Here is a 26,286-nt window from a genome sequence, read left to right on the forward strand (position 1 = left end):
AGCAGAACTAAACAGAGCGGGACAATCCCCGGTTCGACAGAATCCGGGTGCCCGGGTCTCTTTGTCCGGGGCCGGTTTGACCTGATCCTCGGCGCGATTGGCGCGGCGCTCTCAGGCGCTTCGGGTATGCCGTGCGGGTTCGGGCGTCTGCGCTGCGATGAGTCGATCCAGCTGCTCACAGACAGCGGCGACCGGTACCATTCGCATGGCGTCGTGTGATTCGATCCTTGTGCCCCAGGGCAGCGCCGAGGCCGGACATCCCAGGATCTGTTCGCAGGCAGGGGTGTATCCGTCCACGCACCAGTCGATGCTCTTGTAGGGCCCACAGCGGGCGGGGTTGCTGACGCCGTAAAGACCGATGACCGGGGTGTCGGTGATCGCCGCCATGTGCGCCGGCCCGGAGTCCGGGCCAAGCAGTACGGTGGCACGCTCGAACAGCGCGAGCAGTCGCGGCAGGGTATCGCGGCCGACGAGGTCGATCAAAGTGCGGCCCGGCATCGCCGCCTTGATCGCGTCGGCCAACGCACGTTCAGCCGCACTCGGACCGCCGCACAAGACCACGCGCATCCCGTGCGAGCGCTGCGCGTGCGCCGCGACTGCCGCGTAGTGCCCGGCCGGCCAGTTGCGCAGTGCCACACTCGATGCCGGTGAGATCAACAGCGTCGGATGCGCCCCCGGGAGCTGCCGCTCAGCCCAGCAGCGGTCGGCCGCCGGGATCGGCAGCGTCCAGTCCATGTGGCGCTCGTGGATTCCCAGATGCTCCAGGAAGCCGAATTGGGCATCGAGCACATGTTCGCGGTCGCGGTGCGGGATGCGCTCATTCACGAACAGGCCGTGCAGATCCCGCGCGCGCACCGTGTCATAACCCAGCCGCCGTTGCGCCCGCACACACAGACTGGCCAGATGCGCACGCATCGATACCTGCATCAGCAGGAGCAGGTCAAAGGAATCGCCGAGCAAGTCGCGGCGCAGATTGCGGTAGCCGCGCCAGCCTGCGTTCTTGTCGAGTACACGAAAATCGATGTCGGGAAGGAGACTTGCCAAACGATATTCACGCCGGCCGATGACCCAGGTAACTGCAGTCTCCGGCCAGACCTGCCGCAGCGTATGCACGATCGGCAGGAGATGGGTGACGTCACCAAGCGCCGACAGGCGAATCAGGCACACGCGCCGCGGCTGCGGCAGGCATGCTGCAGCCGTCTGCTCAGATCGAGACGAGCCCACGGCGCCTCTCCGCCAGCGGGATCGGCGGCGCGACGGCCCCGGGATGCGCCGACAGGCGTTCACCGATGGCGGCAAAATGCGCCTCATCCGGGCTCTTGTGGTGACCGGGAATGCAGTATTCATTTGCAAGATAGCGCAGAAATGCGTCGCGGTGCGGCGCGGGTGGTGCCTGACCTGCAGCCACGGCGCGCATCCAGGCTGCAACCTGTCCCACCGTGCGCGCCGATCCGGCGACACCGCTAACGGCGTAGCAGGCGCGACCCAGCGTCAGCACGGGACGCCGACGCAGCAGTGCTTCAATCCCGACGGTGGAATTGATGGTGATTACGCCTTCCGACCCGTCAATCAGCTCCTGCGCCCGGTTACCGTCGGCGAACATGACGTTGGGCAACGCATCGGCGGCGCGTCGCAGCTCGCGGTAGGGCGCCCGGCAAGACGGATGTCTCTTGAACACCAGTGCGACAGCGTCACCGACCGCCTCGCGGGCCGCCTCAGCGATGATCTCGAACAGGTGCCGCATATCGCGCACCCAGGGCGAATACAGCAGCACCTGGCTGTCCAGGCGCATTTGAAAGGGTACAAACAGGTAGCGCTCGGGCAGCTCGGAAACCGCCTCGCGCGCCTGCCATGATGGTCGCTGCAACAGCGTTTGCGGCAATGCGACCTTGCCGCGGTAGGACGCGTAGAAGGCAGGATCCCGCGGCACGGAGTTGTCCGCATTGACTCCCCGTGGATCGCAGGTCGTCGTTCTTGGCAGAAGGCCGCATTCAAAAGTGTAGTGCGGTATGCCCAGGCACTCGGCGGCGCGCAGCGCGGCGCGTACATCGATGGACTGCCCGCCCCAGACGCCAATCGCGTCCGGCCGCGACGCGCGGATGCGCGCCAGCGCGGCGTGGAAATGCCAGCGTGCAAAACGGTCGTGTATCGCCTGCAGGTGGTGCAGGCGCCATGGCGGGATACGCTCACGCACATACTTGCGGGCCATCGTGTAGGCGGCGATCTCGCGCTTGAATTCAGCGGGTAACGCTGCGCCACCACGCACGCCAATCCCGGCCACACGGAGATTCAGCTCTGGAATGTTCCTGCGCAAGGCAGTGAAGTAGCGTCGCGCCTTGGGCGTGTTGTACAACAGCAGAATCTTGCGTTGCATGGCTGACGAATCGGGTGCAAGTTCATCGAAAGCATGCAAGAGGTCTGTTACAGCGTGATGAGGCCTGCTCCGCTGCCCTCCTCCGGTTCGATGCGGGCAAATAATGGTCATGGGCCCAGGTCGCCTTCGCACGGCTGAATCCGATCTGCATTGCCGCCGGATTGAGCTTCGACCCAATGGCGTGGCCGGTCTCCGGACAGCGCTCAGCGACGTTTCGATATCGGCACCCTGTATCCGGCACCAGGCTGCCTGAACGCGGACGGCAATTCGGGAATCCTGATATCGGACAGATCTGTGCGTTGCCCCGGAACATGGCCGGAGCTGCTGTTGGTCGATGCCTGCATCGAGTGATGAAGAAGGCGAGTGCGTCCTGATCGAAAAGCGCCTTGAAGACGGCGGCGGCCGGATGCAGTCCTCATCGGATTTGTACATGCAACGGAACCGGGGATATCATCAAAGGGTTCCCTACGGGTGAGCGGCACGTGGGCACTCAAGGCCATCGGATCATCGTCTTCGACGACTACCGGGTCGATGTCGACCGCGGTACCGTGTCGCGAGCGGACGAAGAGCTTTACCTGCGTCCGAAGTCCTTCGCAGTCCTGATGCATCTGATAGAGCATCAGGGCGTGCTGGTCTCGAAAGACGAGCTGATGGAGGCAATCTGGTCGGACACGGTGGTCACCGACGGTGCTTTGACCCAGTGCATCATCGATATTCGACGGGTCCTTGAGGACGAAGACCACCAGATCATCCGGACTGTACCGCGGCGCGGGTTCATCTTCGAAGCGCAGGCCAGGGCGGATGAGGCGGACGCCCGCGCCCCGGCCGCTGATTCCGGGCACGGGATCGTCGTGCGTGCTTCGGTCTGGGCGTTGGCGGCGGTTGCCGTGGCCGTGGTTGTGATCACGCTCACATGGTGGGTCGACCCAGCTTCAACGGGATCGACCCCGGCTCCGACGGTGCTGGCCGTCCTGCCGTTCAGCGATAACCGCCCTCAGGCCGAGAGAACCTACCTGGCCCGGAGCCTGTCGGCCGAGATTCTCAACAAGCTCGCCCAGGTGCCGCATCTGCAGGTCGTCAGTCGCATCGCTTCTTTCGGCGAGGATCCGGGGGATGATATTCGTTCGATCGGCAAGACCCTTGACGCCACTCACGTCATCGTAGGCAGCGTAAGTGGTGACGACGCCCGCCTTCGGGTAAACGCTCAGCTCGTCGAGGTCGCCAGCGGCTACGAACTTTGGGCCGGGGATTTCGATCTCCGGGGCAGTGATCTGATCGACACCCAGGAGCAAATCGCAAGGAGCATTGCCGGCAAGTTGCGCACTGAGCTGGTGCCGGCGGAGATCGCGACCGCGGTCGACGTCAGCACCGACGATCCCGTCGCCTACGATCTTTACCTCCAGGCTAGCGAAATGCTTCGCCACGCCCGGGATTCCGGCATCGTGGGCGAGGCGCTCGAGCGCCTTGACCAGGCGCTCACCCGTGAACCGCTGTTCGTCGAGGCCGAGGCGGCGAAATGCACCGCACACCGGCGACTGCTCGACCTGGATGAACACCCAGGCCAACTGGATCTCGCGCTGCAGTCGTGCCGTCGCGCCATTGACCTCTCGCCCAATCATTTAACCGCCCGCCTCGAGCTTGGCAACCTGTTGCAGATGACCGGCCAGATGGAGCTCGCGGAAAGCCAGCTCCGCGACGCCGTGGCGGACTTTCCGCAGCATGCCCTGGCCCACCTGGAGCTGGCCGAAGTGCTGGCCGAGCGGGATCGGACTACGCAGGCGGATCGTCACTTCGACATCGCGGCTGCCCTCGAGCCGGGCAACGCGGAGATCCTGAGTGAATACGCGTTTTTCCTTGGCCGGCAGAACCGGTTCGACGAGGCGATTCCCCGTTTCGAGCGAGCGATCAGTCTGGTGCCGCACGATTCCAAGTACCGGATCGATTTCGGGGTTGCGTTGTTCTACCGGGGCCGATTCGATGAAGCCGCGGCGGTCTTCGAGGCGGCCATTCCGCATGATGGCGACGCGGGGCTGGCCCTTAACAATGCCGGCGCCAGCCATTATCTTGCCGGCCAGTTCGCGCGTGCCCACGGCCTGTTTCTTGAGGCATCAGCCGCCAATCCGGGCGGTTACTTCATATGGGGCAACCTTGGCGACAGCTGCCGTCATGCGCCGGACTGCTCGGACGAACAGGCAAGGCTTTATTACCAGAAGGCAGTCGAGCTGGCCGGACAGCAGCTGTCGATTCGCCCCAACGACGCCGAGCTCCACGCTTCCATCGGAGTCTACGGCATCCGCCTGGGTGACACAGATTCCGGCCGGGCGGCCATACAACGCGCTCTGACCGGGGAAATCACCGAGGAGGTCGCGCTCGACATCGCGCTGGGTTATGAAGCGCTCGACTTGATCGGCGAGGCCTCGCAATGGGCGCAACATGCGATCGAGCTGGGCTATCCGCGGACCTTTCTGGAGGCCGACCCCGACCTGGGTTCGCTTCCCTTATTCGACCGATGAACACGACACAAGGAGACCCTGAATGCCAACGAAAGAGGAAATCTGCATCGATGCCAAAGATGGCGTGGTGATCGCCGGGGAGACTTTCATGATCGATCTGCAGGACTACCCGCATCGCGTGATAGTGGCCTTCTCGTCCAGCCGTGACGAACGTTCGCCGCTGCGTTCCGGAGACTTCGTGGTAGAGCTTCAAGGCGGCGAGCGCCATCGCCTGCCGTTGCGGGAGCGATTGACCGAAAACGCCTACCCTTTCACCATCGTCGCCGCCGATGAGCCGCAGCGGGCGGCGATTCCCGGGGTGCTCGCGGGTGCGCCGGTCGCCTGCATCAAGGTCAAGCGCCACGACTAGAATTGACAACAACCGACCGCCAGCGTGGCATCTGCTGGCGGTCGGTCCCACCCTTTACCGGGATCCCGCCGTGGCCAGCTCCACCCCCACTTCGTAACCGAACTGGTCGCTCGTGACGTGGTTGTCGGCGACCACCCGTGACAACCTGTTCGGTTCGTCCGGCAGATTGCATCCTGCCTCGACATAGATGCCGCCCCCGGCCAGCGTGGCCGAATTGCCCTCAATCCGGCCGGAATGCAGGCTGAGCTCGGCGCCGCGCGCACAGTAGACGCCGCCACCGGTCACCGCAGTGTTGCCGGCGATCTGGGTCTCGTTCATTTCGAGCCGATTGCCGTCGCCCGCCATGAAGATCGCGCCGCCGCGCACAGCGTTGCCGTTTTCGATCAGCACATCGTCCAGCACCAGCACAATCCGGCCTGGCTGCATCCGGATGACCCCGCCGTCCCTTGGTCCGCTGTTGTCTCCGACCAGCCGCAGATCCAGCAGCTCGAGCCGGTGCCCGGCTTCAAGGACGAATAACGGGTCCATGGGCGGCGCGTAGAGCGCGGATCGATCGCTTGTGACTTGACCCCGGCAGGACTCAAAACCGCCCCGCAGGGTGAGGTCGCCTCCGATCGTGACCATGCCCGAGTGACTGTAGCTCAGAGAAACGCGTACCTCGTCACCGGCAGCGCTTCCTGCACCATCTGCAAGCGCTGCCTGGATGCTTGCGTGATCGCAGGACGCTTCGGGGCCCACCCAGAAGATGCGTCCGTCGGACGCTTCTGTCGGGGTAGTCGAGGCAACCGTCATGGCCGCGCAAAGCAGCCACGCCGGTGCGGACAGTGTGTTCGATCGTTGGAAATCACGTGTTTTCATGTCGTACTCTCCTTTTGGCGCTTCGGCCGGGCAATATGCCGCGGCTTCACCCCAACCGTATGAAATGGGCGCCCTGGAGTCGCGAGGTTATCGATAAATTGCAGCGAATTTGGTGCTAAATAATGCAAAAACCAGCAAAAGCCGGCAAGCCTGCAAAAAGCCAAAACAAGGACACAGGCGCCCATGATTCCATTGCCGATGGACGGCAACCGTTACCTGCAACTCGATGACAGAAGTAGCCATCGAAGATCCCGACGGCTCGCTGCCGCTTGGGGCAAGATCACCTTCCCCCGCGGCGCGGGGGAAGATGGAGCGATCGGCTTACTGCACCTGCGACTCTTCCAGGTAACGGAAGAAGTCGGAGTCGGCGCTGAGCATGATGGTGGCGTTGGGCCCCAGCGCCCGGTAGCTTTCCAGCGTGCGGAAGAACGAGTAGAACTCCGGGTCGGCGCCGAAGGCCTCGCCGTAGATCTTCGTGGCTTCCGCATCGGCTTCGCCGCGGATTTCCTCGGCCTCGCGCTCGGCTTCCGAGCGAATGCGTCGAAGATCGCGTTCCATGTTGCCGAGGATTTCCTGGCTGCGGCCCTGGCCCTCGGAGCGGAATCGCTCAGCGATCGACTGCCGTTCGGCGATCATCCGGTTCTCGACCTGCCTGCGCACCGAATCGATGTAGTTGACCCGCTTGACGCGCACGTCGTCGAGCACGATGCCCAGGGTGGGCATGGAATCGCGCGCGCGCTCGAGGATTTCGGTCTCAAGCAGTTCTCGGCCGAGCTTGGGCTGCTGTTCGAGGTTGATGTCGCCGCGGTCGGCCATTGCCGGGTCGGCCAGGTTGTCGACGTCGACTTCCCAGTCCTTGGAGCGCACGATTTCCTCGAGCTCGGTCGACGAGACCATGTCGCGAACCACCGAGTCGACGATGTCGTCGAGCCGCGTCCGGGCGCCGGCCTCGTCGCGCACGCTGGTCAAAAACAGCAGCGGGTCGGCGATGCGCCAGCGCGCCGTGGTATCGACCAGGATGAATTCCCGACCCAGGGTCGGAATCTGGGTGACGTCGCCGTCCCAGACCAGCAGCCGCTTGTCGAAGCGACGCACGTTCTGCCAGGGCAGTTTCATCTTCAGTCCCGGTTCGCTGATCACGCCGCCGATAGGTTCGCCGAACTGGACGATGATGGCCTGCTCGGCTTCGTCAATCGTGTAGAACACGAAGTTGCCGCCAGCGATCAATGCGATTGCGGCGATTGCAAGGATGATCGGCTTCATTGTTCACCTCCGGCGCGCGGCGCGGCGTTGCGGTTGACATCGAGCAGCGGCAGCGGCGAGATCTGGCCGTCCTGGACGACCAGCACCTGGCCGATATTGGGCAGCACCTCGTTGAGGGTTTCCAGGTAGAGCCTGGAGCGGGTGACCTCGGGCGCCTGGAGGTATTCGTTCAGAACCGCCGTGAACCGGACACTCTCGCCCATCGCCCGGTTGACGCGCTCGGTCGCGTAGCCCTGGGCCTCGGCCACGGTCCGCAGGGCCACGCCCTCGGCGTTGGGGATTTCCTGGTTGACGCGTTTCTGCGCCTCGTTGATCATGCGCTCGCGCTCCTGGCGCGCCTCGTTGACCTCGTTGAACGCCGGCTGCACCGCCGGCGGCGGAACCACGTCCTGCATTTCGACCGTGTTGATCCGGATGCCGGCGTCGTAGCCGTCCATGATGGCCTGGATTTCATCCTGCGCCTTTTGCTGGATCTCCACGCGTCCGATGGTGAGCACCTCCGAGCCGAGCATGTTGCCGACGATACGGCGCATCACCGATTCGGATATGTCGCGCAGCGTGCGCGTGGGCTCACGCATCTGATAGAGGAACTTGATCGGATCGGCGATGCGGTACTGGACCACCCACTCGACGTCGATCATGTTCAGGTCGCCGGTGAGCATCAGCGATTCGGCCTCGAAGTTCTGACTGCTGTAGGTGGAGGCTGCGCCGGCACGCGTGCCCTGGGTGCGAAAGCCGAATTCCTGCTTGAGTACGCGCTCGGTGGCGACGCGCTGGATCTGGTCGACGCCGAACGGAATCTTGAAGTGCAGGCCCGGGTCGGTGATGCCGATGACCGCGCCAAAGCGCTTGACCACCGCCCGCTCTTCGGGCTGGACGGTATAGAACGCGCCGAATGCGCCCCAGATCAGTGCGATCAGTATCACGATGCCGATAATGGCTTTGCCCGAAGGACCACCACCACCGGTGAATTTTTCCAGAATTGCGGTCAGATCGGGCGGGCCTTGCTGGCCGCGGCCGTTTGTCTTGACGGATTGAATCATGATTGTTCACTCTCTCAAAGCTTAGTCCACCAGTGTAACCGTTATGCCCTTAACCCGGCTGAATGCGATTCACGTTGCTGCCGGGTTAATAATAATCAGCACTGGCCCCGCCTTGAGCGTTGGGCCCCCGAGGCGCTGTGCCCGCAGCACGAATGGCTGGTGGCGTGTGACATGCACTCGGTTCAGCGAGCCTTCAGGCGAGTGGGCGGCCTTCTCAGTGGAGGCGGCAGTGGCTGACGAGGCACACCGCCTCCACCGATGCGGTTCGGGCCGTTGTTGTCGACCACGTGCAGTGCCTCGATCAACAGGGCGAAATCCAGCGACCAGGGGTGGCCGGTATCGGGCATCACGAAACTGAAACCCCAGACGCGGTGAAATTCATCGATGACGCGCCCGTCCGGGCTCCATTCGGTGGCGAGGTAGTACGCGTCCCAGCCGGCGTTATCACAGACATAAGCGCCGTAGTCCCGTAAGGCCCGGGCCACGATTCGCCCCGGCTCGGTACTCAGGCGCTCGATCGGGAAGTTCGGCGGCAGCGCCAGCAGAGCGCCCATTTCCAGTGCCGGCACGTCACCGGTGTAGGTCCAAGAAGACGCATGCCCGTCGGCCTTGCTCGCTGGCCAGCGCCAGCCTGGCGTGGCATCGTTACAATAGTGGAGCCAGCGTCCGTCGATGACCAGCTTCAGTGCGTGCGGGATCCTGCCGCCGGGCACCAGTTCACCCAGCCGAATCGTGCCACCGAGGGCAGACAGACCGCTCCCGCCGTGGGCTCCGCTTCGTCCCGGCCCGTAAAGATCGCCGGGCGGATAGACGTAGTGCGAGGTGGCGAATTCCCCGGCTCGTGCGCGGGTAAACGGTTGTGAGTTGTGCAGGGTACGGCCGTTTCTGCGGAGAATGGCGGCAGCATGGTTCGGTGTGGCGCCGACGTGGTCGCGCGTCGTGAAATGGCCCGGGATCGGCAGGCGAGCAAGCAGCGGACCGTCCCGGGAAGTGCGATCGGCACCGGGTTGCCAGTCCGCATGGTTTTCGTAAATCGGCGTCAATGGTGCATGCGGCTTGAGGATGATGATCTCCTCCTCGACAAACACGCCGAATTGTGTCGACGCCCTCAGCTCGGCCGGAACCCGTTCGGCCTCGGTGCCAATCGGGTGGTTCCAGATCGAGTTCGACGCGAATGGCTGGTGGAAGGGGTTGCGGGGCAGGCCGAAAAACGGCGCCTGCTTGGCGAGTCTGCCCGCCTCGAACTGAGAGTTCGCGGTGTCCCGGGTCGATCCATGTTCTACGGCAAGCGGCGAAAGCAGGCACGCAGCGACCAGTATTGGCCCCATGATCCGGCGCAGGCGACGACTCTCGAGGTTTTTCGCGTTTGACTGCATCGCTGAACGTTCGTTTTCTTCGCTGACCGGCATGAATTCGCAGAAGTTTCGAACTGAGGACCACTACTCGAGCTTGAAGCGGTCGGCGAAGATCGAATCGCCTCTTCCGTACACCACGTAGCTGCGCCCGGATGAGCTGCCATTAGGATCGGCCAATAATGCTCCGATAATCAGCTCATCGATGCCATCGCCGTTGATATCACCGGCGGCGCTGACCGAGCGGCCGGACCAGTCATTCACCGCCTCGCCGTCGAGCTTGAAGCCGTTGGCGCCGGTGAGTTCGGACAATTGCACCACGGCGGGATAATCGGCCCGCGCCGAATGGGCCAGCCCCAGGGCCAATACCCCGGAAATGGCCAGCACCAGCGGCCGGCGTCGCCGGTGCAGCCAGGCGACTCCATGCGCCCCGCACCCGCGCGACCGACCACAAACATTACCCCGATTCACATGATCCGCCACTGCATGCTCCCGGCCGCAGTCGACTCCGGCATATCAGTTGTACACAAGAGCATAACCGCTGCGGGTTGAGTGATACAAATCCTCGATCCCCGGATAAGCGCTTCGAGTGTTTCGGAAGTTGGCCGTCAGCGTCCTGAAGCTTGTTTTAGGGCCCAATGAGCGCGACATGATTGCTGTAGAGCGACTGGCTGGCGTGGTTGAGGGATGCATCACTGGCGTTGTACGGCGCGCAGACAACACCTGCCCGTGACCGGTGCTAACCGGTCAATGTCAGCGGGCTCACTTGGATCGAAGGCGGCTACTCGAGCTGACAGGCGGCGTGATAGAGCCAGTCGAGGCGTAAGGCGGTCTTGGCGAAGTCCAACCGCCACTGGCGAGCCCGCCTGACCAGCCGGGCTGCCGCATGGATCAAGTAGCGGATGATGGGCCGGATCGAGTGCTTGCGATTATCGGCGGGCAGGAAGGTGTACTGCAGCATCCTGAGCAGGATCTGGGCGAGTTGTCCGCACAGATAATAGGCCTGATTGGCATGGAAGTCCCGGCAAGGGGGATGATGCAGGTCCAAGTCGATCAGCGGGCCCTTGAAGGCATTCTCCTGACCCTGTTTCTGGCGATGACGGGCGACCAGCTCCCCCACGGGCAAGTCATCGCGCGAGACGAGAATGATGGTGTAGGCCGGTTTCAGGCGTTGCTGGGCGCCATCGTGGGTGCGGCGGATGACGACATAGGCGTGCTCACGCCAGCCCTGTGGGCGGTGATGGACCACCGTGGCCTGCTCACCCATGCCGATATCGGTCCAGGCCGACTCCGACAGGCCGGTGAGCATGCGCAGCACCGGAGCACGGAACCCATCGTGGGTGACACTGACCGAGTAGTCCCAGCCCTGCTGATGGCAGAAGTCCACGAATGCCCGGTCGTAGTAAGCATTGTCGACATGCACCCAGACCGCTTCGTCCGGACCGAACCAGTCACGGATCGATTCGAGCTGCTCGCGCCAGCCGGCGGTGACCGACACACCGCCGGGATGCAGCCGGCCTGCCGCCCACAGACCACCCACGAACACCCCGTGCAGCCAGTACTGCTGGGTGCCGTCGTAGCCTTTGCCTGAACGCTCGAACAGCCGGCCTTCGACCTCGATGGCCGAACCATCGACAAACACCGGCACATAACCCCGACTGGCCTGCTCATGGGCCACCACCTCAGGCCCCAGCTCGGCGGCAACCGATCCCACCAGGCGCTCGAGCGAAGCCACATCGGCCACGCCAAACCGGCTCAGATACTCACCCAGACGTCGACTGTCAGGCACCTCACTCAAGCCCAGCAGGCGCCGCGAGGTGTCATCACAGCGCAGCGCGTCCACGTCCGACAGCGCACCGCCACCGGCCACCTGCGACGCCACAAGACTCAACACCATCTCCGCATCCGAAGCTCCGCGACGACGACGCTTGAGCGACAGCGCCCGGGATAAACGCCGGCCTAGCCCAAGCCGCCTGAAAATCTGCCCCAGAAAAACCCAGCCCCCTCGATGCGTCAAACGCGCATCCGTGAAATCCACATCGACCTTGGCCGGCATTCCCGCTATCCTGTCCATCAAGCGCACCTTTGGAGTGAGTGGTTTTGTCACCCGGCATTGTGCCGTAATCACTCCAACTGGTGCGCTTCTTCGTTTACAGGGAGATCCTTATCCGGGGATCAAGGATACAAATGGGCGGCAGGTTCGTGCGGTGATTCTCTATGGCACCATGGTTATACAAGGCCATCAGGAACGCGCAATGACCGCCTTGAAACCAGCCCAGGAAAAGAAACCGCCGTTCATCAGCCGCCTGGCGCCCGAGGATCGCTGTCACCTCAACGGCCTGGCGATGGACCAGGGCGAGCCGGCGTGGGTGAGCATGATCAGCCAAAGCGACGTGGCCGAGGGCTGGCGCGACCATCGCCACGACGGCGGGCTGGTGATGGATGTGCGCACGAATGAAGTGGTGTGCGAGGGGCTGTCGATGCCGCATTCGCCGCGCTGGTACAAACGCCGGCTGTGGCTGCTCAATTCCGGCAGCGGCGAACTGGGGTACGTCGATCTGAAAAAGGGAACCTTCGAGCCGCTGTGTTTCGTGCCCGGGTACGCGCGCGGGCTGGCCTTTCACGGCAAGTATGCGCTGGTCGGGTTGTCGAAGGCGCGCAACCAGTCGTTCAGCGGCCTGGCGCTCGATGAGCAACTGCAAAAACGCAACGCTGAAACGCGCTGCGGCATCGTCGTGGTCGACATCGAAACCGGCGACCTGCTCCATCACCTGCGCATCGAGGGCGTGGTCGAGGAGCTGTTCGACGTGGCCGCCATTGCCGGCGCCATCCGGCCGATGCTGCCCGGCTTCAAGACCGACGAGATCAGGCACATGGTGCGTTTTGGTGAGGCTTGATGCTTGTTGGGAACGCCTGGGCGTGATCTCTCAGAAGGTCTCTACCGGTGATCAGGCGCTGTTGGATCTTAAAGCCATTGACGGCACCTGCCGGTTCATCACGTCGGTCCCACGGTCGCGGCGAGCAGAACTTCCCCGACGGCGGCGCGTTTCTTTGCTGCCTGGTTCAACCGCGGGGTGTTGTGGTTCGCGGCTTCCCGCTTAGGTGACTGCCGGATCGAACCAGTTCTCGACGGTCAGCCCGGGTACACGTTCGAAGTGTCGAAGATTGCGCGTGACCATCGCCATTCCGTGGGTCAGTGCGGTGGCGGCCAGGAGGGTATCGACGATGCCGATTTCCATACCCTGCCGACGCAGCTGCGCGGACAGGTTTCCGGCGTTGAGACTGATCGGCTCGGTCAACGGCAGCCAGTTGACGATCGGCAGGATCTGTTCGGAAATCGCTTGCCACAGGGGATCGGGGTGATCGCGCAGACAGGTGCCGCGGCGTAGCTCGAAGCGGGTGAGTTCAGAGGCGAAGAGCGTGCTGGCCGGGTGCCCCAGCAGTTTGTTGATGACGCCGGGGTCGGGTCGGGGTCGGATGATTTCGCTGAGGATATTGGTGTCGAGAAGGCGCATCACGAAAACGGGTCGCGAGGGCTTTCGGCCCGGCCGACTGCCCGGATTTCGTCAAGCGCCTCGAAAAAGGCGGGATCTTCGATGCCATCCGGGTTGGTCATGCTGCCGTCGGCGTGAAAGCGCAGTCGCTGCTTCAGCGCCACCAGCGGGCTGTCAGCGGCGTCGTTCTCAGCGTCGGCGAGACCGCGACGGATCAGATCCTCGACTGTTTCTTTGAGTTTGTGGTCGGTGGCCGCCGCCCGGATTTTGACGCGCCGCATCAGTTCGTCAGGAAGTTCCAGGGTTGTCTTCATTGCCATAATTCCATAATTATGGGTATATGCTAGCACATTTCGGGGGGTAGCTCAGACAAATCCTCACCGGTTCATCCCCGCGGGCGCGGGGAACACGACTTCCCCTGAATCCAGGCGCCACATTGCAGCGTGTGGTGCATCGAGTCAGTCTGCGCGTTCCAGCCGACCGGATTCCAGCACCAGGCCGATACCTTCGCGAGTCAACCCCTCATCAAGTGGCACGGCAAGGAAAACCGGTCGACCATGACAGACAGCTTTCTCTCTGTCTTAATCCCTTCTTTTCAAGGAACGGTGTTCGAGCCTTGGCGGTCGTTACAATTCAGCCTCCAGTGTAGTCTTAATCCCTTCTTTTCAAGGAACGGTGTTCGAGCCTAACGAGGTGATTTATGATTCGTTATTATCGTAGTCTTAATCCCTTCTTTTCAAGGAACGGTGTTCGAGCGCGGTTTTACCTTTCAAGACCACCATTTCGCGAGCGTCTTAATCCCTTCTTTTCAAGGAACGGTGTTCGAGCTTATGACTCCCGAATAACACACGACGTGCTTGGCGTCTTAATCCCTTCTTTTCAAGGAACGGTGTTCGAGCGTCAGATGCAGCCTATGACGCGCGCGTCGTGAAAGTCTTAATCCCTTCTTTTCAAGGAACGGTGTTCGAGCGCTGTCGGAAGTTATCTATAGCCCCGCCAGAGCGGTCTTATTAACCCGGCAGGAAAGTAGATAAGGTATAATCGGGCTATGAAAGAAGATGCCCGCGCACTTCCTGCGGTGGTCCAGGAAGAAAAACGCAAACAGGCCATCCGCATGTGGCAGAAACGCCGCTACACCCACCGTGAAATTGCCGAGCAAGTCGGCGTTCACTATTTGACTGTCGGACGCTGGGTTCGAACATACCAAGCCGAAGGCATGAAAGCCCTGCGGGCTTCCAAGGCACAGGGTCGCCCGGTTGGATCTGGACGATCCATGAGTGAGGAGCAAGAGAACCAGATTCAGAAGGTTCTGATTGATAAGACGCCGGATCAACTCAAGCTGAGTTACGCCCTTTGGACACGCGAAGCAGTACAACAGTTGATTTTGCAGGAGACTGGCATCCGGCTGGCAATCCGTACTGTGGGCGACTATCTCAAGCGCTGGGGTTTTACGGTCCAGAAGCCCAAGAAACAGGCCTACGAGCAGCGTCCTGCTGAAGTGAAGCAGTGGCTGGACGACGAATATCCGGCCATTCATGCTCGCGCCAAGGCTGAGAAAGCTGAGATTTACTGGGGCGATGAGACGGGGCTTCGCAGCGACAGTCAACATGTTCGGGGCTATGCGCCCAAGGGCAAAACACCCGTTCTTCGCCTGAATGCCAAGCGTGAGTCCATCAACCTGATCTCTGCGGTCACTAACCAGGGCAAGGTTCGGTTCCGGATGTTCGATGGGACCATGAATGCAGACATCCTGATTGACTTCATGAAGCGCCTGATTAGAGACGCGAAACGCAAAGTCTTTCTGATTCTCGATAACCTGCGGGTTCATCACGCCAAGGTCGTCAAAGCCTGGCTTGCCGAGCACAAGGATGAAATCGAGGTCTTCTACCTGCCTTCCTATTCGCCGGAACTAAACCCAGACGAATATCTCAATTGTGATCTCAAGGCCGGCGTCCATGGTAGGCTGCCGGCCAGAAGCAAAAAGGAACTGAAGGCAAAGACAATCGCTCATCTGAGGAAACTGCAGAAACTGCCCGGGCGAGTTATAAAGTACTTCCAAGCCGAGCCCATTCAATATGCAGCCTGTGCTTGAGCATTTCTACTTATCCGCCGGGTTAATAATCCCTTCTTTTCAAGGAACGGTGTTCGAGCAGTAGGGCCATGCGTAAAGTACGCGAGAATTTGGTCTTAATCCCTTCTTTTCAAGGAACGGTGTTCGAGCACAAATCAATGCAAATCAAAGCCGCCACAGCCCGTCTTAATCCCTTCTTTTCAAGGAACGGTGTTCGAGCCCGATACCATCATGGCGGCAATCGCCAGCAGGAGTCTTAATCCCTTCTTTTCAAGGAACGGTGTTCGAGCGCCCCTAATTGGCACAAACGAGGACCACGACCATGGTCTTAATCCCTTCTTTTCAAGGAACGGTGTTCGAGCTCATGGCTGCCGCAGACGCTCGCAGAGCTCTTCGTCTTAATCCCTTCTTTTCAAGGAACGGTGTTCGAGCCGCGACACATACGCCGGCGAATCTCTCCAAGCTGTCTTAATCCCTTCTTTTCAAGGAACGGTGTTCGAGCTGGGGCGACAACGGCGATCGCGTCCTGCCTGCCCGTCTTAATCCCTTCTTTTCAAGGAACGGTGTTCGAGCGTTCACACTGTCACAAACAAACCAACGACGAAGTCTTAATCCCTTCTTTTCAAGGAACGGTGTTCGAGCAGGCTCAGGCCATTAAGGCGCTTGCCGGACTGGGTCTTAATCCCTTCTTTTCAAGGAACGGTGTTCGAGCGATGCGGTAGCCGCCATCCGGTTCCAGGCGGGCGTCTTAATCCCTTCTTTTCAAGGAACGGTGTTCGAGCGAGCGGGCCGAACAGATTGCCGACCTGGCCGTCTGTCTTAATCCCTTCTTTTCAAGGAACGGTGTTCGAGCGCAAAGTGAGGCAGAAACATATCCGCGTACTCAGGGTCTTAATCCCTTCTTTTCAAGGAACGGTGTTCGAGCGGAACCGATGAGCGCCCCGCTCTCGACACCAGCGTCTTAATCCCTTCTTTTCAAGGAACGGTGTTCGAGCCGCAGCAAGCCGCCGGCGTGGTAGACCTGGAATCGTCTTAATCCCTTCTTTTCAAGGAACGGTGTTCGAGCAATAACGTCCTGCCCGTATATGTACGGGAATCGTTCGTCTTAATCCCTTCTTTTCAAGGAACGGTGTTCGAGCGCCGAAAAAATCGCCGATCTGGCCGTCTTCAACGGGTCTTAATCCCTTCTTTTCAAGGAACGGTGTTCGAGCCACATTGCAGACAGGGTATTCCCTGAGGCCGATGTCTTAATCCCTTCTTTTCAAGGAACGGTGTTCGAGCGACAAGCTCCGGGAGCTGTTGACGTTTGACTCGGTCTTAATCCCTTCTTTTCAAGGAACGGTGTTCGAGCTCCTTTTCACCGTCGAGCCCCGCGACGAGCGTGAGGTCTTAATCCCTTCTTTTCAAGGAACGGTGTTCGAGCAAGGCGATCAAGAAACATCGCAGCACAGTCGGTCTTAATCCCTTCTTTTCAAGGAACGGTGTTCGGTAAGCGCCTACAAATCCCCACCCTTGACGTTGCCCGGCAGTAATGCGTCAATATCGTCGATGGTTTCGGCCAGTGGCAGCTCTTGAAAAACCTGACGCAGGTAGGCATAGGGCTCGATGGCGTGGCCCTTGGCGGTTTCGATCAGGCTGTAGAGGTTGGCGCTGGCGCGAGCGCCCGCTGGTGACTTGGAGAACAGCCAGTTCTTGCGGCCGATGGCGAACGGCCGGATGGCGTTTTCGATGGCGTTGTTGTCGATCGGGTAGCGGCCATCGTCGAGGTAGCGCACCAGCGCTGGCCATTGGTTGTGCAGGTACTGAAGCGCTTCGCCCAGCTTGGTCTTTGGCGCGACACGCGGCAGTGTCGTGGTCAACCAGGCGTTCAGCTGGTCGATGACGGGCTGTGACTTGTCCTGGCGCAAGCGGTGGCGCTCGGTCGGGTTCAGCGCCTGGGCTTCGCGCTCGATCCGGTAGAGCTTGCCGATCAGCGCCAGGGCCTGATCCGGGCGTCCGATCTTGCCCTTTGGCTGGAGCTTGGCGGCATCGAAGAACTTGCGCCGGGCATGGGCCCAGCAGCCCAGACGGGTGATGCCATGGTCTCGACAGGCCGCGCCATAGCCGGAATAGGCGTCGGCCATCAGGGCACCGGAGAAGCCTTCCAGGCGCGCCACGGGCACATCGCCGGCACGACTGGCTTCGTAGTGATAGACCCGCAGCCGCTGCCCTGGTGGGCCAGATCCCATGACCCACATGTAGCTGTTGCTTCGTGCCGGCTTGCCGGGTTCGTCGAGGACCTGGACGGTGGTCTCGTCCATGCCGATGACCGGGGCTTCGAGGATCTGCTCGGTCAGACGATTGATCAGGGGCTGGACCAGCTTGCCGCAGCGGATCATCCAGTTGGCCAGGGTGGTGCGGTCGAGCTCGACGCCCAGCCGCGCGAACTGCTGAATCTGTCGGTACAGCGGCAGGGCGTCGACGTACTTGGCCGTGGCGATGTAGGCCAGCAGGCCCGGTGCGGCCATCGACTTGCCCAGCGGCTGGGCGGGCTTGGTGGCGGTGGCCACATGCCCTTCGCAGCAGGGGCAGGCGTACTTCAGCCGGACGTGGCGGATGACCTTGACGCTCGCCGGAATGATATCGAGCTGCTCGGAGGTCTCCTCGCCGATGCGCTCCAGAACCGCACCATCGTGCGGACAGACCTTGTCGGCCTCGGGCAGGTCGTGAATGACTTCCTCGCGCGGCAGCTCCGGCGGCAGGGCCGGCCGGCCCCGACGCTGGCGAGAGTGCGGCTTGACAGCGACCTCGGGGGGCTCGCTTGCCGCGATCTCCTCGGCTTCGTTGAACAGGCCCAGCTGATCTGCACTGGCCTGCTCGCTGGTGCCGGCAAAGGTCTTGCGCTGGAAAGTGCGGATGATCTCTTCGAGCTGATGAATGCGCGCTTCGCGCGCCTCGAGGGTTGCCTGCTGGCTGGCCAGCTGCGCCTGGAGAGCGGCGATCTGATCGGCCGTTGAGGGATCTGCAACAGAGGCTTTGTTGACGGCCGACGACATGCAGAAAGTATAGCATAATCAATAGCATGAAGCACCACCAATCAACGAATTAGTGGCCGAAAAGTGCAGTTGTTGATGGCCCTGCATGCGCATCACATCAAAACCCTCGAGCAGCCAGTTGAACTCACGCTCGCCCCAGCGGATCACGCCGTCGGCATGCTTGCGCGGCCACTGGAACTTCGCCTTCTCCAGGCGCTTGTACCAGAGGCAAAAGCCGGTCTGGTCCCAGTAGAGCACCTTGAGCCGGTCGCGGTGGCGGTTGCAGAACACGTACAGCGCATCGGCGAACGGATCCAGGGCCATCTGCTGCTCGACGATGGCCGCCAGGCCGTCAATGGACTTGCGAAAGTCCACCACGTCGCGGTGCAGGTAAACCTTGGGCAGGTCACGAAACAGACGCATCGGCCAGCTCCCGCATCAGTTGGGCGACCCAGGCCGGACAAGCCGAGCTTGGAAGCTCCAGCGCGACACCGCGCCACGACACCGCTATCTGGCCGGTGAGCTGAGACGGCATCGGCGGCGCGACCGCGACCAGGCCCTGATGCGTATCCGCCTCGCGCAGCGCCTTGCGGCGCCGGTAGAAGGACTTCGGTGTCAGGCCATGGCGCTGACAGAACTCAGCCACCGACTCTGCGCCGGCAGCCTGCTGCGCGATCAGCTCTCGCCACTGATCGGCTTTGAGGTAACGTCTGCTCACTTGCTTGCTCCATCCTGAAAATCGATGGAATCAGCATAGTGATCTATGCGTCGTTGAGAAGAGTGTCGGTTCGTAGGCGCTTACGGTGTTCGAGCTGACTGCCCCAAGGATTCCCGCGGCGGTGCGGCGTCTTAATCCCTTCTTTTCAAGGAACGGTGTTCGAGCACCGAGGGCTCCGACGAAGTAGTCATCACGACTAAGTCTTAATCCCTTCTTTTCAAGGAACGGTGTTCGAGCGCTACCGGGGCAAAAGTTTTGAGGGCAAACATGGTCTTAATCCCTTCTTTTCAAGGAACGGTGTTCGAGCCCCCGCATCGAAGAACTGTCCTGCGCCGAGCGCGTCTTAATCCCTTCTTTTCAAGGAACGGTGTTCGAGCACCGGGTTTACCCGGAAGGCGACATGCTCGCCGCTGTCTTAATCCCTTCTTTTCAAGGAACGGTGTTCGAGCTTGAATTGACGACACACATCGACAGCGGCAAAACGTCTTAATCCCTTCTTTTCAAGGAACGGTGTTCGAGCGCAAGAGGACCAAGCCAATGAATCGTCGTTATTCCGTCTTAATCCCTTCTTTTCAAGGAACGGTGTTCGAGCCTGCGCCATGCTTTGAAATCGTCCCTGACGATCAGGGTCTTAATCCCTTCTTTTCAAGGAACGGTGTTCGAGCGCATGTAACGCGCCATTACCGCTACCCGACCGTGTCTTAATCCCTTCTTTTCAAGGAACGGTGTTCGAGCCCAGGTTTACCAGAACCGCCACGGTGGGCCGACGTCTTAATCCCTTCTTTTCAAGGAACGGTGTTCGAGCAAAGTACGCCATAGATATTGACGCAGCAAGAGAGTCTTAATCCCTTCTTTTCAAGGAACGGTGTTCGAGCGCAATCTCATGGGCATTCGATCAGAAGCTAAAGCGTCTTAATCCCTTCTTTTCAAGGAACGGTGTTCGAGCAGCTCGTAGCGCGCAAACCAACGGCAGCATCAGTCTTAATCCCTTCTTTTCAAGGAACGGTGTTCGAGCGCCTATCGCGGCGCCAACCGGAAAAATTTCGTTCGTCTTAATCCCTTCTTTTCAAGGAACGGTGTTCGAGCTCTACAAGGTCAGTGATGCGATGGGCCGGCTGACGTCTTAATCCCTTCTTTTCAAGGAACGGTGTTCGAGCTCATCCAGCAGGCCGATCAGTCCGGCTCGGCGGAGTCTTAATCCCTTCTTTTCAAGGAACGGTGTTCGAGCGGAGACCCGATATGTACTCAGTTTCATTTTTTGGTCTTAATCCCTTCTTTTCAAGGAACGGTGTTCGAGCGCATCGTCATCGTGGACGATGCGCCTGTCTTTGAGTCTTAATCCCTTCTTTTCAAGGAACGGTGTTCGAGCGCCAACTCAAGGCGCAGTTCACCGCATGGGTGAAGTCTTAATCCCTTCTTTTCAAGGAACGGTGTTCGAGCACCTGGATCAAATCGAATCGGACGCCAGTGCCGCGTCTTAATCCCTTCTTTTCAAGGAACGGTGTTCGAGCCGCAGAAAACCCAGACTTCATGGGTGGGATCAGTCTTAATCCCTTCTTTTCAAGGAACGGTGTTCGAGCGTTGCATGAAACACAAAAAGTACGCCATAGATATTGTCTTAATCCCTTCTTTTCAAGGAACGGTGTTCGAGCACCATGAATCTTCGTTATTCGCAACTCAAAGCCGTCTTAATCCCTTCTTTTCAAGGAACGGTGTTCGAGCCACATCGACAGCGACAGCGGCAAAACCCGAGGCGTCTTAATCCCTTCTTTTCAAGGAACGGTGTTCGAGCCGTAAACCTCCCGAACTACTATCATCTGGCCGTGGTCTTAATCCCTTCTTTTCAAGGAACGGTGTTCGAGCCTGGCCATCCATGAATTATGTTTGCCGCCATACGTCTTAATCCCTTCTTTTCAAGGAACGGTGTTCGAGCGTTATTCGCAACTCAAAGCCTGGCAGCAAGCTGCTGGTCTTAATCCCTTCTTTTCAAGGAACGGTGTTCGAGCCATGTCGCCGACCGGGTTTACCCGGAAGGCGACGTCTTAATCCCTTCTTTTCAAGGAACGGTGTTCGAGCGGACCTGTCCATCGAAAACCCGCAATTCGACCGGTCTTAATCCCTTCTTTTCAAGGAACGGTGTTCGAGCCCGCAAGCGCATCCCGTTCGATGATCCCGAGGCTGTCTTAATCCCTTCTTTTCAAGGAACGGTGTTCGAGCTGGACGACGACGAAGGCTGGCCGGTCTACAAGTGTCTTAATCCCTTCTTTTCAAGGAACGGTGTTCGAGCACCATGACCCGCAAGGACTATGAACTGATTGCGTCTTAATCCCTTCTTTTCAAGGAACGGTGTTCGAGCCCCAACTTCCCGACCGACTCATTATTCTCAAGGTTGTCTTAATCCCTTCTTTTCAAGGAACGGTGTTCGAGCCGCTGGCTGTGAATTTCCGTTTTATTCCGGTAGCTTGACATAGGCATTGTCGAAATCCAGATGGTTTCAAATGTTAACATTTTTTGGCTCTTCCCGGTTTTGTGTGGGTTGACCGGTTCGGATAGGCTACCGGCTGGCCCCGATTCGAGTCCAGTTTCATGCACGACCGCGAGCTTTACCGCCAGATTCTCGGCGTTCAGGCGCCCTGGGAGGTGTCCGAGGTGGAAGTCGACCTGCCCGGCACCGGCGTGACGGTCCATATTCGGCACTCCGGCTCGGATCTGGCGTGCCCGCAGTGCGGTGCGGCCTGTTCGGGCTACGACACCCGCGAGCGCAAGTGGCGGCATCTCGACACCTGCCAGTACAAGACCTGGCTGGTCGCGCAGGTGCCGAGGCTTCGGTGTCCCGAGCACGGCGTTCATCAGCTGCCGGTGCCGTGGGCGGAGAACAACTCTCGACTGACGGCGCTTTTCGAGGCGCTGGTGATCGATTGGCTCAAGATCGGCACGATCTCGGAGGTTGCCGAGCGACTCGGTTTGAGCTGGTCGGCGGTCAGCGGCGTGCAGGAGCGCGCGGTGGCGCGGGGTCTGGCGCGGCGGACGCAGGACTTTCCGGACGCGATCGGCATCGACGAGACGGCGTTTCAGCGCCGGCACCAGTATGTGACGGTGATCAGCAGCGGCGATCGGGTGCTGCACATCGCCGACGACCGCAAGCGTGCGAGCCTGGACGCCTGGTACGCGGCGCAGCCGGCCGAGGCGCTGGCAGGCTTGCGAACGGTAGCGATGGACATGTGGCGCCCTTTCATCGATTCGACGCTGGCCCATGTTCCGGGGGCGGTGCACAAGATCGCCTTCGACAAGTTCCACGTCGCCATGCATCTCGGCGATGCCGTCGACAAGGTTCGCCGGGCCGAGCACAAGGCCTTGCTGGCCGAAGGCGAGTCGGTCCTGATCAAAAGCCGCTATCTCTGGCTGCAGCATCCCGACAACATGACCGACAACAACTGGGGCCGTCTCCAGGCGCTCAAATCCGCCAACCTCAAAACCGCCCGGGCCTGGGCAATCAAGACCCACGCGATGTGCCTGTGGGACTACCAGGTCAGAGGCTGGGCGCGTCGGGCCTGGATGGACTGGTACAACTGGGCGATCCGCTCGCGCCTGGAGCCGGTCAAGAAGGTCGCGCGAACGATCAAGGCTCATCTCGAAGGCGTCCTGACGGCCGTGGTCACAGGCGCGACCAATGCCCGCGCCGAAGGCTTCAACACCATGATCCAGAAGATCAAGCGCGACGCCCGAGGGTTCAGAAACAAGGAGCGCTTCAAGGCTGCGATCTACTTCCACCTCGGTGGCCTCGATCTCTACCCGGAGGCGGTGCGAAAATGAATGCTACCCACACGATTCAGTGAAGAGCCCATTTTTTCTTCAACCGCCCGCCGGGGGATGCCGGTTGGGCTTCCTTGTCCGGGTACTATGCCTGAAATTCAGCGGCAGTTGCAATTGCCGAAATACCGGGTGGGCCGGCAGGAGATCAGGCGGTACGGAGGTCGAGCCCATCATGACCGATTTGCCGGTCGCGGCAATGGGATAGATGCGGACATCATCTTCCCGGTGATTCATGATTTCGGCCAGGCGATCGCAAAGATCATTGATGAATGCGGTCTTTTCGTGCACCACAAACACCGAATACTGTATCCGTACGCCGTGCTTCTCCATGAAGCGGGCAACGCGGCCCAGTCGGCGTGGGTCAGCAATGTCGTAGCTTACCAGCCAGAGGGTTTCACGCTGCGGCATCAGACGATACCTTCTTCGAGCAGGCGCTGGTCCAGCCGGTGAAGCACGTCGATGGCCCGGCTTCTCAGGTCTGGAACCAGGTGCTGGAAGCGGGTAAGCATGGTCGCGCGAATCATCGGCGGTGGATCCCCACGGTCGAGCGCGGCCTGCACGCGTATCAGTTCCTGCAGACTCGGCAGAAACAAAGACCATTCCAGAAGTGCGATGAGGTCCGAGGCGGGATCGAGCTGCGGCCACAACGCCCGGCGACGTGTCGCGTCCAGACCCTGATCAGCCAGCAGCTCGGCAACCAGACCGGAAAGACCTCGCTTCCAGGTCTGCTCCACCATCTTGACAAGGGTTGTGGATGCACGGGCATGACGGGCCCTTTCCATGGCGCGCCGTAAGCTTCGACAGCGGTGCCGGTCCGGTGGTATACGTAATTGACCGGCGAGCCGACAGCGTTGGCGACTTTCCATCGACTTCCACCAGACGTTATAAATGCGCCTTCCGTTCGGCTGGGCCAGGAGTTCACGCAGCCGATCGAACAGGCCGCTTCGCTGGTGGCTGCCGGTTCCGTGCAAGAAGCCCAGGACGTGACCATGATCGGATACGAACACGATGGGTACGCCGCTGCGCATGCACAGGGTCAGGGCACGCGGAGTCCAGCGGGCCGTGGCGGGTGCAACAACCTGGGATATGTAGCGGATGGCCATGACCGCCGGAGCCTGCTGCTCGCAATCGATGCGCAGTGCGGTACCCTGCGTTGAGATGCGCGGGACGGACTCGTTGAGGATGTAGAGCGGCTTCATGGCTGATGCGCCCGAAGCGTTCGAATCAGTTCATGGCCACGGGTACGCAGATAGCGCCGGAATGGTGGTGCGGTCTCCTCCCACCAAGGCCAGAAGTGTTGCCGTCCATTCTTTCGCAGACGGCATCCGGCGGCGCCGTTCGAAAAGTGCTCGGCCTTGACAAGGCGGGTGGCAAACAGCTTTACGACGCAGCCGTCAATTCTCGGTCGCAATGGTTCGATCAGATCGCAGGCCAGCGATTCACGCCCATGGAGTGGTTCGTGCAGGAAACCAAGCATCGGATCGAGCCCTTGGGCATGGCAGACAGCGACCGCTTCGGCATGGAGCAGGGTGTAGCACAGCGAAAGTATCGCGTTGGCCGGGTCTCGAGGTGGTCGCCGGCTTCTTCCGTTGAACCCGGCACTGGCCGGAAACAGCGTCGCCAACGCGCGGAACCAGGCTGCTGCACCGGCACCTTCGAGCCCGCGTAACGACACCAGGTTGGCTCCCGGAATATCCTCCTGGAGCGCCGCGAGGGTTCGGCGGGCGGCAAGCAGCGGCCGCCGCCTTGCCGGTCTGCGTGCCTCGGCCTCATGCAGTTCACGACCGCAGGCGGCGAGCTTTCCCGCAACCAGCTCCCGGGCTAGAGCGGTGGATAGGATGGGATTGGCAGCGGCCTGAAACTGCAGCAGGCGGCGTTCAACGTCCTTGCCGGGCGGCCCGCATAACTGCGCTACACGCCTGTGACCGCGGCCGCTCAGGCAGACCACGGAGACGCCGGCGTCGGTCAGTCGCGCCAGGGTGCTGGTGGTCAACTGTATTTCGCCAAGCAGCACCAGTCGTGCGACGAGTTTGAGCGGTATGTTGCCGCACCCGCGCGGGGCGGGCTTGACGCGCATGCTGTCGCCCTGGACTTCGATGCTGGCATGTTTCCGATCCAGATAGACGGTGTGCATTGCGGTCACTGCAGAAGAAAGAAATCACGATGGTCGTGCTGCGGCGCAATCCCCAGGGTATGCCAGGGCCGCAGGCAGGATGCCGGCAGGATCATGAAGCGGTCTTCAGCCGGATCGATCAGCGCTTCCATGCGCTCGCACAGTTCATCGAAGTGGAGGGCGCTTAGTTCACATTCGAAGACTGACTTCTGGCGGCCGACGGCATAGTCCAGCAGGATCTTTAGTGCGCCGCGCAGGCGGCGGGGAGAGCTGATGTCGTAGGCGGTGATGTAGCGGTCGGTGTTCATCGCGCAGCCTGAAATCCGTTGTAACTGGCTGCATTGTGGCCAAACCCGGAACAGGCTGGGGAAATGGCAAGCTTGCGAGAATGGGACCGCTCAGATGGCGCTTTTGACTGTCGTCATTCGGTAATGGCCCAGCCCCATAACGCAGCCGCGTCCGACCAGCGTGTGCTGGCCCAGCCACAGCCAGGGCCAGAAGCTTGCGGCATCGCGTTGGGCCAGCACCAGGGTGCCGGTCAGGCCGCTCATGTCGATGCCGGTCTGCTGGCGCGAGGAATAGCGCTTGAGCGGCGTCAGGCGCAGGTTTGCAGACTGCCAGTGGACTCTGCGGGCGGCATCGACCAGCGCGCGAAAGTCAAGCTCGAAGGGCTGACGTTGGTGGAACGTGCACAGCATGGAGATGCGCCGGAGCAGGACAGAGAAAAAATCGCCGAAGCTCAGGTCGGCCGGGCCAACGTAGCGATCACGAATGCGGATTCTCAGCGGTGTTAACAGTTCAATGTGCAGATCGCCGTCAATTTCAGGCAAGTCCCTGCCTGGGGCTGCGTCCAGCGTGGAAACGGTCGAAGTCTCTGGCTGACTCAGCTTCAGGCTAAGCTGGTTCCTGCCCAGGCCACGCCAGGCCGCGCGTTCCAGCGCGCGAATGATCAGGGCGTGATCCTGATTGGATGATCCAAACAGCCGGAGCGCCAGCTTCATGGTCTGACCTGCTTCGATTCTGCCCCCTGGCGTTGGCAGCAGCACATAGGGCCGTGGCGCGGTTGTGTACTTGCGCATCTTGCCCTGACCGGTCGGCGGCGGCGTTTCAAAAATGCGGGCGTGCACGCAGCGATCGAACATTGGGCAGGGCGCACAGTCCTTCATGCCGGTCACGCAAACCGATTGTTTGAGCGCGTGCCCGAACGCGCCGCGCCAGGCCGACCCAGCCCAGTCGGGCAGTTGGCCGGCCGTGCGAGCAGCAAAAGTCAGGTCATATCGCCCCACGGTGAGGACCGGGAAGATATCCGGG

General features: G+C 60.8%; 23 protein-coding genes and 3 CRISPR repeat arrays. Of the genes, 5 read left to right on the forward strand and 18 right to left on the reverse strand.

What is annotated here, in order from left to right:
* Positions 1 to 111 precede the first annotated feature (111 nt).
* Entirely contained in the window at positions 112 to 1,311 is a 1,200-nt protein-coding gene (locus HND55_02690) for a glycosyltransferase family 9 protein (protein ID QKK01655.1), read from the reverse strand.
* Positions 1,205 to 2,374 carry a capsular biosynthesis protein gene (locus tag HND55_02695; protein QKK01656.1) on the reverse strand — a complete coding sequence of 390 codons (1,170 nt, stop codon included), beginning with the start codon at positions 2,372 to 2,374 and terminating at the stop codon, positions 1,205 to 1,207. The genes HND55_02690 and HND55_02695 overlap by 107 nt, the downstream gene beginning before the upstream one ends.
* 482 nt (positions 2,375 to 2,856) lie before the next feature.
* Between HND55_02695 and HND55_02700 the strand changes: the two genes are divergently transcribed.
* Both HND55_02700 and HND55_02705 read left to right on the forward strand, forming a co-directional pair.
* A complete protein-coding gene (locus HND55_02700) occupies positions 2,857 to 4,887 on the forward strand; it encodes a tetratricopeptide repeat protein (GenBank protein ID QKK01657.1) in 2,031 nt (676 codons plus the stop codon).
* 22 nt (positions 4,888 to 4,909) lie between these two features.
* Positions 4,910 to 5,236, forward strand: coding sequence for a hypothetical protein (locus tag HND55_02705; protein ID QKK01658.1), 327 nt, complete (start codon positions 4,910 to 4,912; stop codon positions 5,234 to 5,236).
* A gap of 54 nt (positions 5,237 to 5,290) precedes the next feature.
* Here HND55_02705 and HND55_02710 read toward each other — a convergent pair whose 3' ends face one another.
* The 6 genes from HND55_02710 to HND55_02735 form a co-directional block, all read right to left on the reverse strand.
* Positions 5,291 to 6,094, reverse strand: coding sequence for a hypothetical protein (locus tag HND55_02710; GenBank protein ID QKK01659.1), 804 nt, complete (start codon positions 6,092 to 6,094; stop codon positions 5,291 to 5,293).
* A gap of 321 nt (positions 6,095 to 6,415) precedes the next feature.
* Complete coding sequence (hflC, locus tag HND55_02715) at positions 6,416 to 7,357, reverse strand: protease modulator HflC (GenBank protein QKK01660.1); 942 nt, start codon at positions 7,355 to 7,357, stop codon at positions 6,416 to 6,418.
* Positions 7,354 to 8,400, reverse strand: a complete 1,047-nt coding sequence (gene hflK / locus HND55_02720) for an FtsH protease activity modulator HflK (GenBank protein QKK01661.1) — start codon at positions 8,398 to 8,400, stop codon at positions 7,354 to 7,356. Before hflK ends, hflC begins: the two co-directional genes overlap by 4 nt.
* Before the next feature lie 182 nt (positions 8,401 to 8,582).
* Positions 8,583 to 9,776 carry a hypothetical protein gene (locus HND55_02725; protein ID QKK01662.1) on the reverse strand — a complete coding sequence of 398 codons (1,194 nt, stop codon included), beginning with the start codon at positions 9,774 to 9,776 and terminating at the stop codon, positions 8,583 to 8,585.
* 63 nt (positions 9,777 to 9,839) lie between these two features.
* Positions 9,840 to 10,235, reverse strand: coding sequence for a hypothetical protein (locus HND55_02730; protein QKK01663.1), 396 nt, complete (start codon positions 10,233 to 10,235; stop codon positions 9,840 to 9,842).
* Positions 10,236 to 10,533: 298 nt separating this feature from the next.
* Complete coding sequence (locus HND55_02735) at positions 10,534 to 11,808, reverse strand: IS1380 family transposase (protein ID QKK01664.1); 1,275 nt, start codon at positions 11,806 to 11,808, stop codon at positions 10,534 to 10,536.
* A 169-nt stretch (positions 11,809 to 11,977) separates the two neighbouring features.
* On the opposite strand from HND55_02735, the gene HND55_02740 reads away from it, so the two are divergent.
* The gene (locus HND55_02740) at positions 11,978 to 12,649 is read left to right on the forward strand and encodes a TIGR03032 family protein (GenBank protein ID QKK03963.1); all 672 of its coding nucleotides are present in this window, start codon (positions 11,978 to 11,980) and stop codon (positions 12,647 to 12,649) included.
* Positions 12,650 to 12,850: 201 nt separating this feature from the next.
* Here HND55_02740 and HND55_02745 read toward each other — a convergent pair whose 3' ends face one another.
* On the reverse strand, positions 12,851 to 13,270 hold the full coding sequence (locus tag HND55_02745) for a PIN domain-containing protein (GenBank protein QKK01665.1): 420 nt from the start codon (positions 13,268 to 13,270) through the stop codon (positions 12,851 to 12,853).
* Positions 13,267 to 13,560, reverse strand: coding sequence for a hypothetical protein (locus HND55_02750; GenBank protein ID QKK01666.1), 294 nt, complete (start codon positions 13,558 to 13,560; stop codon positions 13,267 to 13,269). Before HND55_02750 ends, HND55_02745 begins: the two co-directional genes overlap by 4 nt.
* Positions 13,561 to 13,824: 264 nt before the next feature.
* A CRISPR array of direct repeats spans positions 13,825 to 14,216; the repeat unit is 37 nt; unit sequence GTCTTAATCCCTTCTTTTCAAGGAACGGTGTTCGAGC.
* A gap of 78 nt (positions 14,217 to 14,294) precedes the next feature.
* On the opposite strand from HND55_02750, the gene HND55_02755 reads away from it, so the two are divergent.
* On the forward strand, positions 14,295 to 15,338 hold the full coding sequence (locus tag HND55_02755) for an IS630 family transposase (protein QKK01667.1): 1,044 nt from the start codon (positions 14,295 to 14,297) through the stop codon (positions 15,336 to 15,338).
* 22 nt (positions 15,339 to 15,360) lie between these two features.
* Positions 15,361 to 16,808: a CRISPR direct-repeat array (repeat unit 37 nt; unit sequence GTCTTAATCCCTTCTTTTCAAGGAACGGTGTTCGAGC).
* Positions 16,809 to 16,813: 5 nt separating this feature from the next.
* Here the strand turns inward: HND55_02755 and HND55_02760 are convergent.
* From HND55_02760 to HND55_02770, 3 genes are read right to left on the reverse strand one after another with little or no spacing between them, the layout of a single operon-like run.
* Positions 16,814 to 18,352: an IS66 family transposase gene (locus HND55_02760; GenBank protein QKK01668.1), complete on the reverse strand. Its 1,539-nt coding sequence runs from the start codon at positions 18,350 to 18,352 to the stop codon at positions 16,814 to 16,816.
* Between the two features lie 18 nt (positions 18,353 to 18,370).
* Positions 18,371 to 18,754 carry an IS66 family insertion sequence element accessory protein TnpB gene (gene tnpB / locus HND55_02765; protein ID QKK01669.1) on the reverse strand — a complete coding sequence of 128 codons (384 nt, stop codon included), beginning with the start codon at positions 18,752 to 18,754 and terminating at the stop codon, positions 18,371 to 18,373.
* The gene (locus HND55_02770; protein ID QKK01670.1) at positions 18,738 to 19,049 is read right to left on the reverse strand and encodes a hypothetical protein; all 312 of its coding nucleotides are present in this window, start codon (positions 19,047 to 19,049) and stop codon (positions 18,738 to 18,740) included. The genes tnpB and HND55_02770 overlap by 17 nt, the downstream gene beginning before the upstream one ends.
* A 58-nt stretch (positions 19,050 to 19,107) precedes the next feature.
* Positions 19,108 to 21,477: direct repeats of the CRISPR family, unit length 37 nt; unit sequence GTCTTAATCCCTTCTTTTCAAGGAACGGTGTTCGAGC.
* A 158-nt stretch (positions 21,478 to 21,635) separates the two neighbouring features.
* Between HND55_02770 and HND55_02775 the strand changes: the two genes are divergently transcribed.
* Positions 21,636 to 22,862 carry an ISL3 family transposase gene (locus HND55_02775; GenBank protein ID QKK01671.1) on the forward strand — a complete coding sequence of 409 codons (1,227 nt, stop codon included), beginning with the start codon at positions 21,636 to 21,638 and terminating at the stop codon, positions 22,860 to 22,862.
* A gap of 39 nt (positions 22,863 to 22,901) precedes the next feature.
* On the opposite strand, the gene cas2 (HND55_02780) is transcribed toward HND55_02775, so the two are convergent.
* The 5 genes from cas2 (HND55_02780) to cas6 all read right to left on the reverse strand — a co-directional run bounded on the left by cas2 (HND55_02780) (position 22,902) and on the right by cas6 (position 26,261).
* Positions 22,902 to 23,270 (reverse strand): CRISPR-associated endonuclease Cas2, encoded by a 369-nt coding sequence (cas2, locus tag HND55_02780; protein QKK01672.1) that lies wholly within the window; start codon positions 23,268 to 23,270, stop codon positions 22,902 to 22,904.
* Positions 23,270 to 24,061 carry a hypothetical protein gene (locus HND55_02785; protein ID QKK01673.1) on the reverse strand — a complete coding sequence of 264 codons (792 nt, stop codon included), beginning with the start codon at positions 24,059 to 24,061 and terminating at the stop codon, positions 23,270 to 23,272. The genes cas2 (HND55_02780) and HND55_02785 overlap by 1 nt, the downstream gene beginning before the upstream one ends.
* Entirely contained in the window at positions 24,058 to 24,996 is a 939-nt protein-coding gene (gene cas1, locus HND55_02790) for a CRISPR-associated endonuclease Cas1 (GenBank protein QKK01674.1), read from the reverse strand. Before cas1 ends, HND55_02785 begins: the two co-directional genes overlap by 4 nt.
* Positions 24,997 to 25,001: 5 nt before the next feature.
* The gene (gene cas2, locus HND55_02795; GenBank protein ID QKK01675.1) at positions 25,002 to 25,283 is read right to left on the reverse strand and encodes a CRISPR-associated endonuclease Cas2; all 282 of its coding nucleotides are present in this window, start codon (positions 25,281 to 25,283) and stop codon (positions 25,002 to 25,004) included.
* Between the two features lie 90 nt (positions 25,284 to 25,373).
* Complete coding sequence (cas6, locus tag HND55_02800; GenBank protein ID QKK01676.1) at positions 25,374 to 26,261, reverse strand: CRISPR system precrRNA processing endoribonuclease RAMP protein Cas6; 888 nt, start codon at positions 26,259 to 26,261, stop codon at positions 25,374 to 25,376.
* Positions 26,262 to 26,286 lie beyond the last annotated feature (25 nt).

The sequence above is a fragment of the Pseudomonadota bacterium genome (genome assembly GCA_013285445.1).
Taxonomy (GTDB): domain Bacteria; phylum Pseudomonadota; class Gammaproteobacteria; order Xanthomonadales; family Wenzhouxiangellaceae; genus Wenzhouxiangella.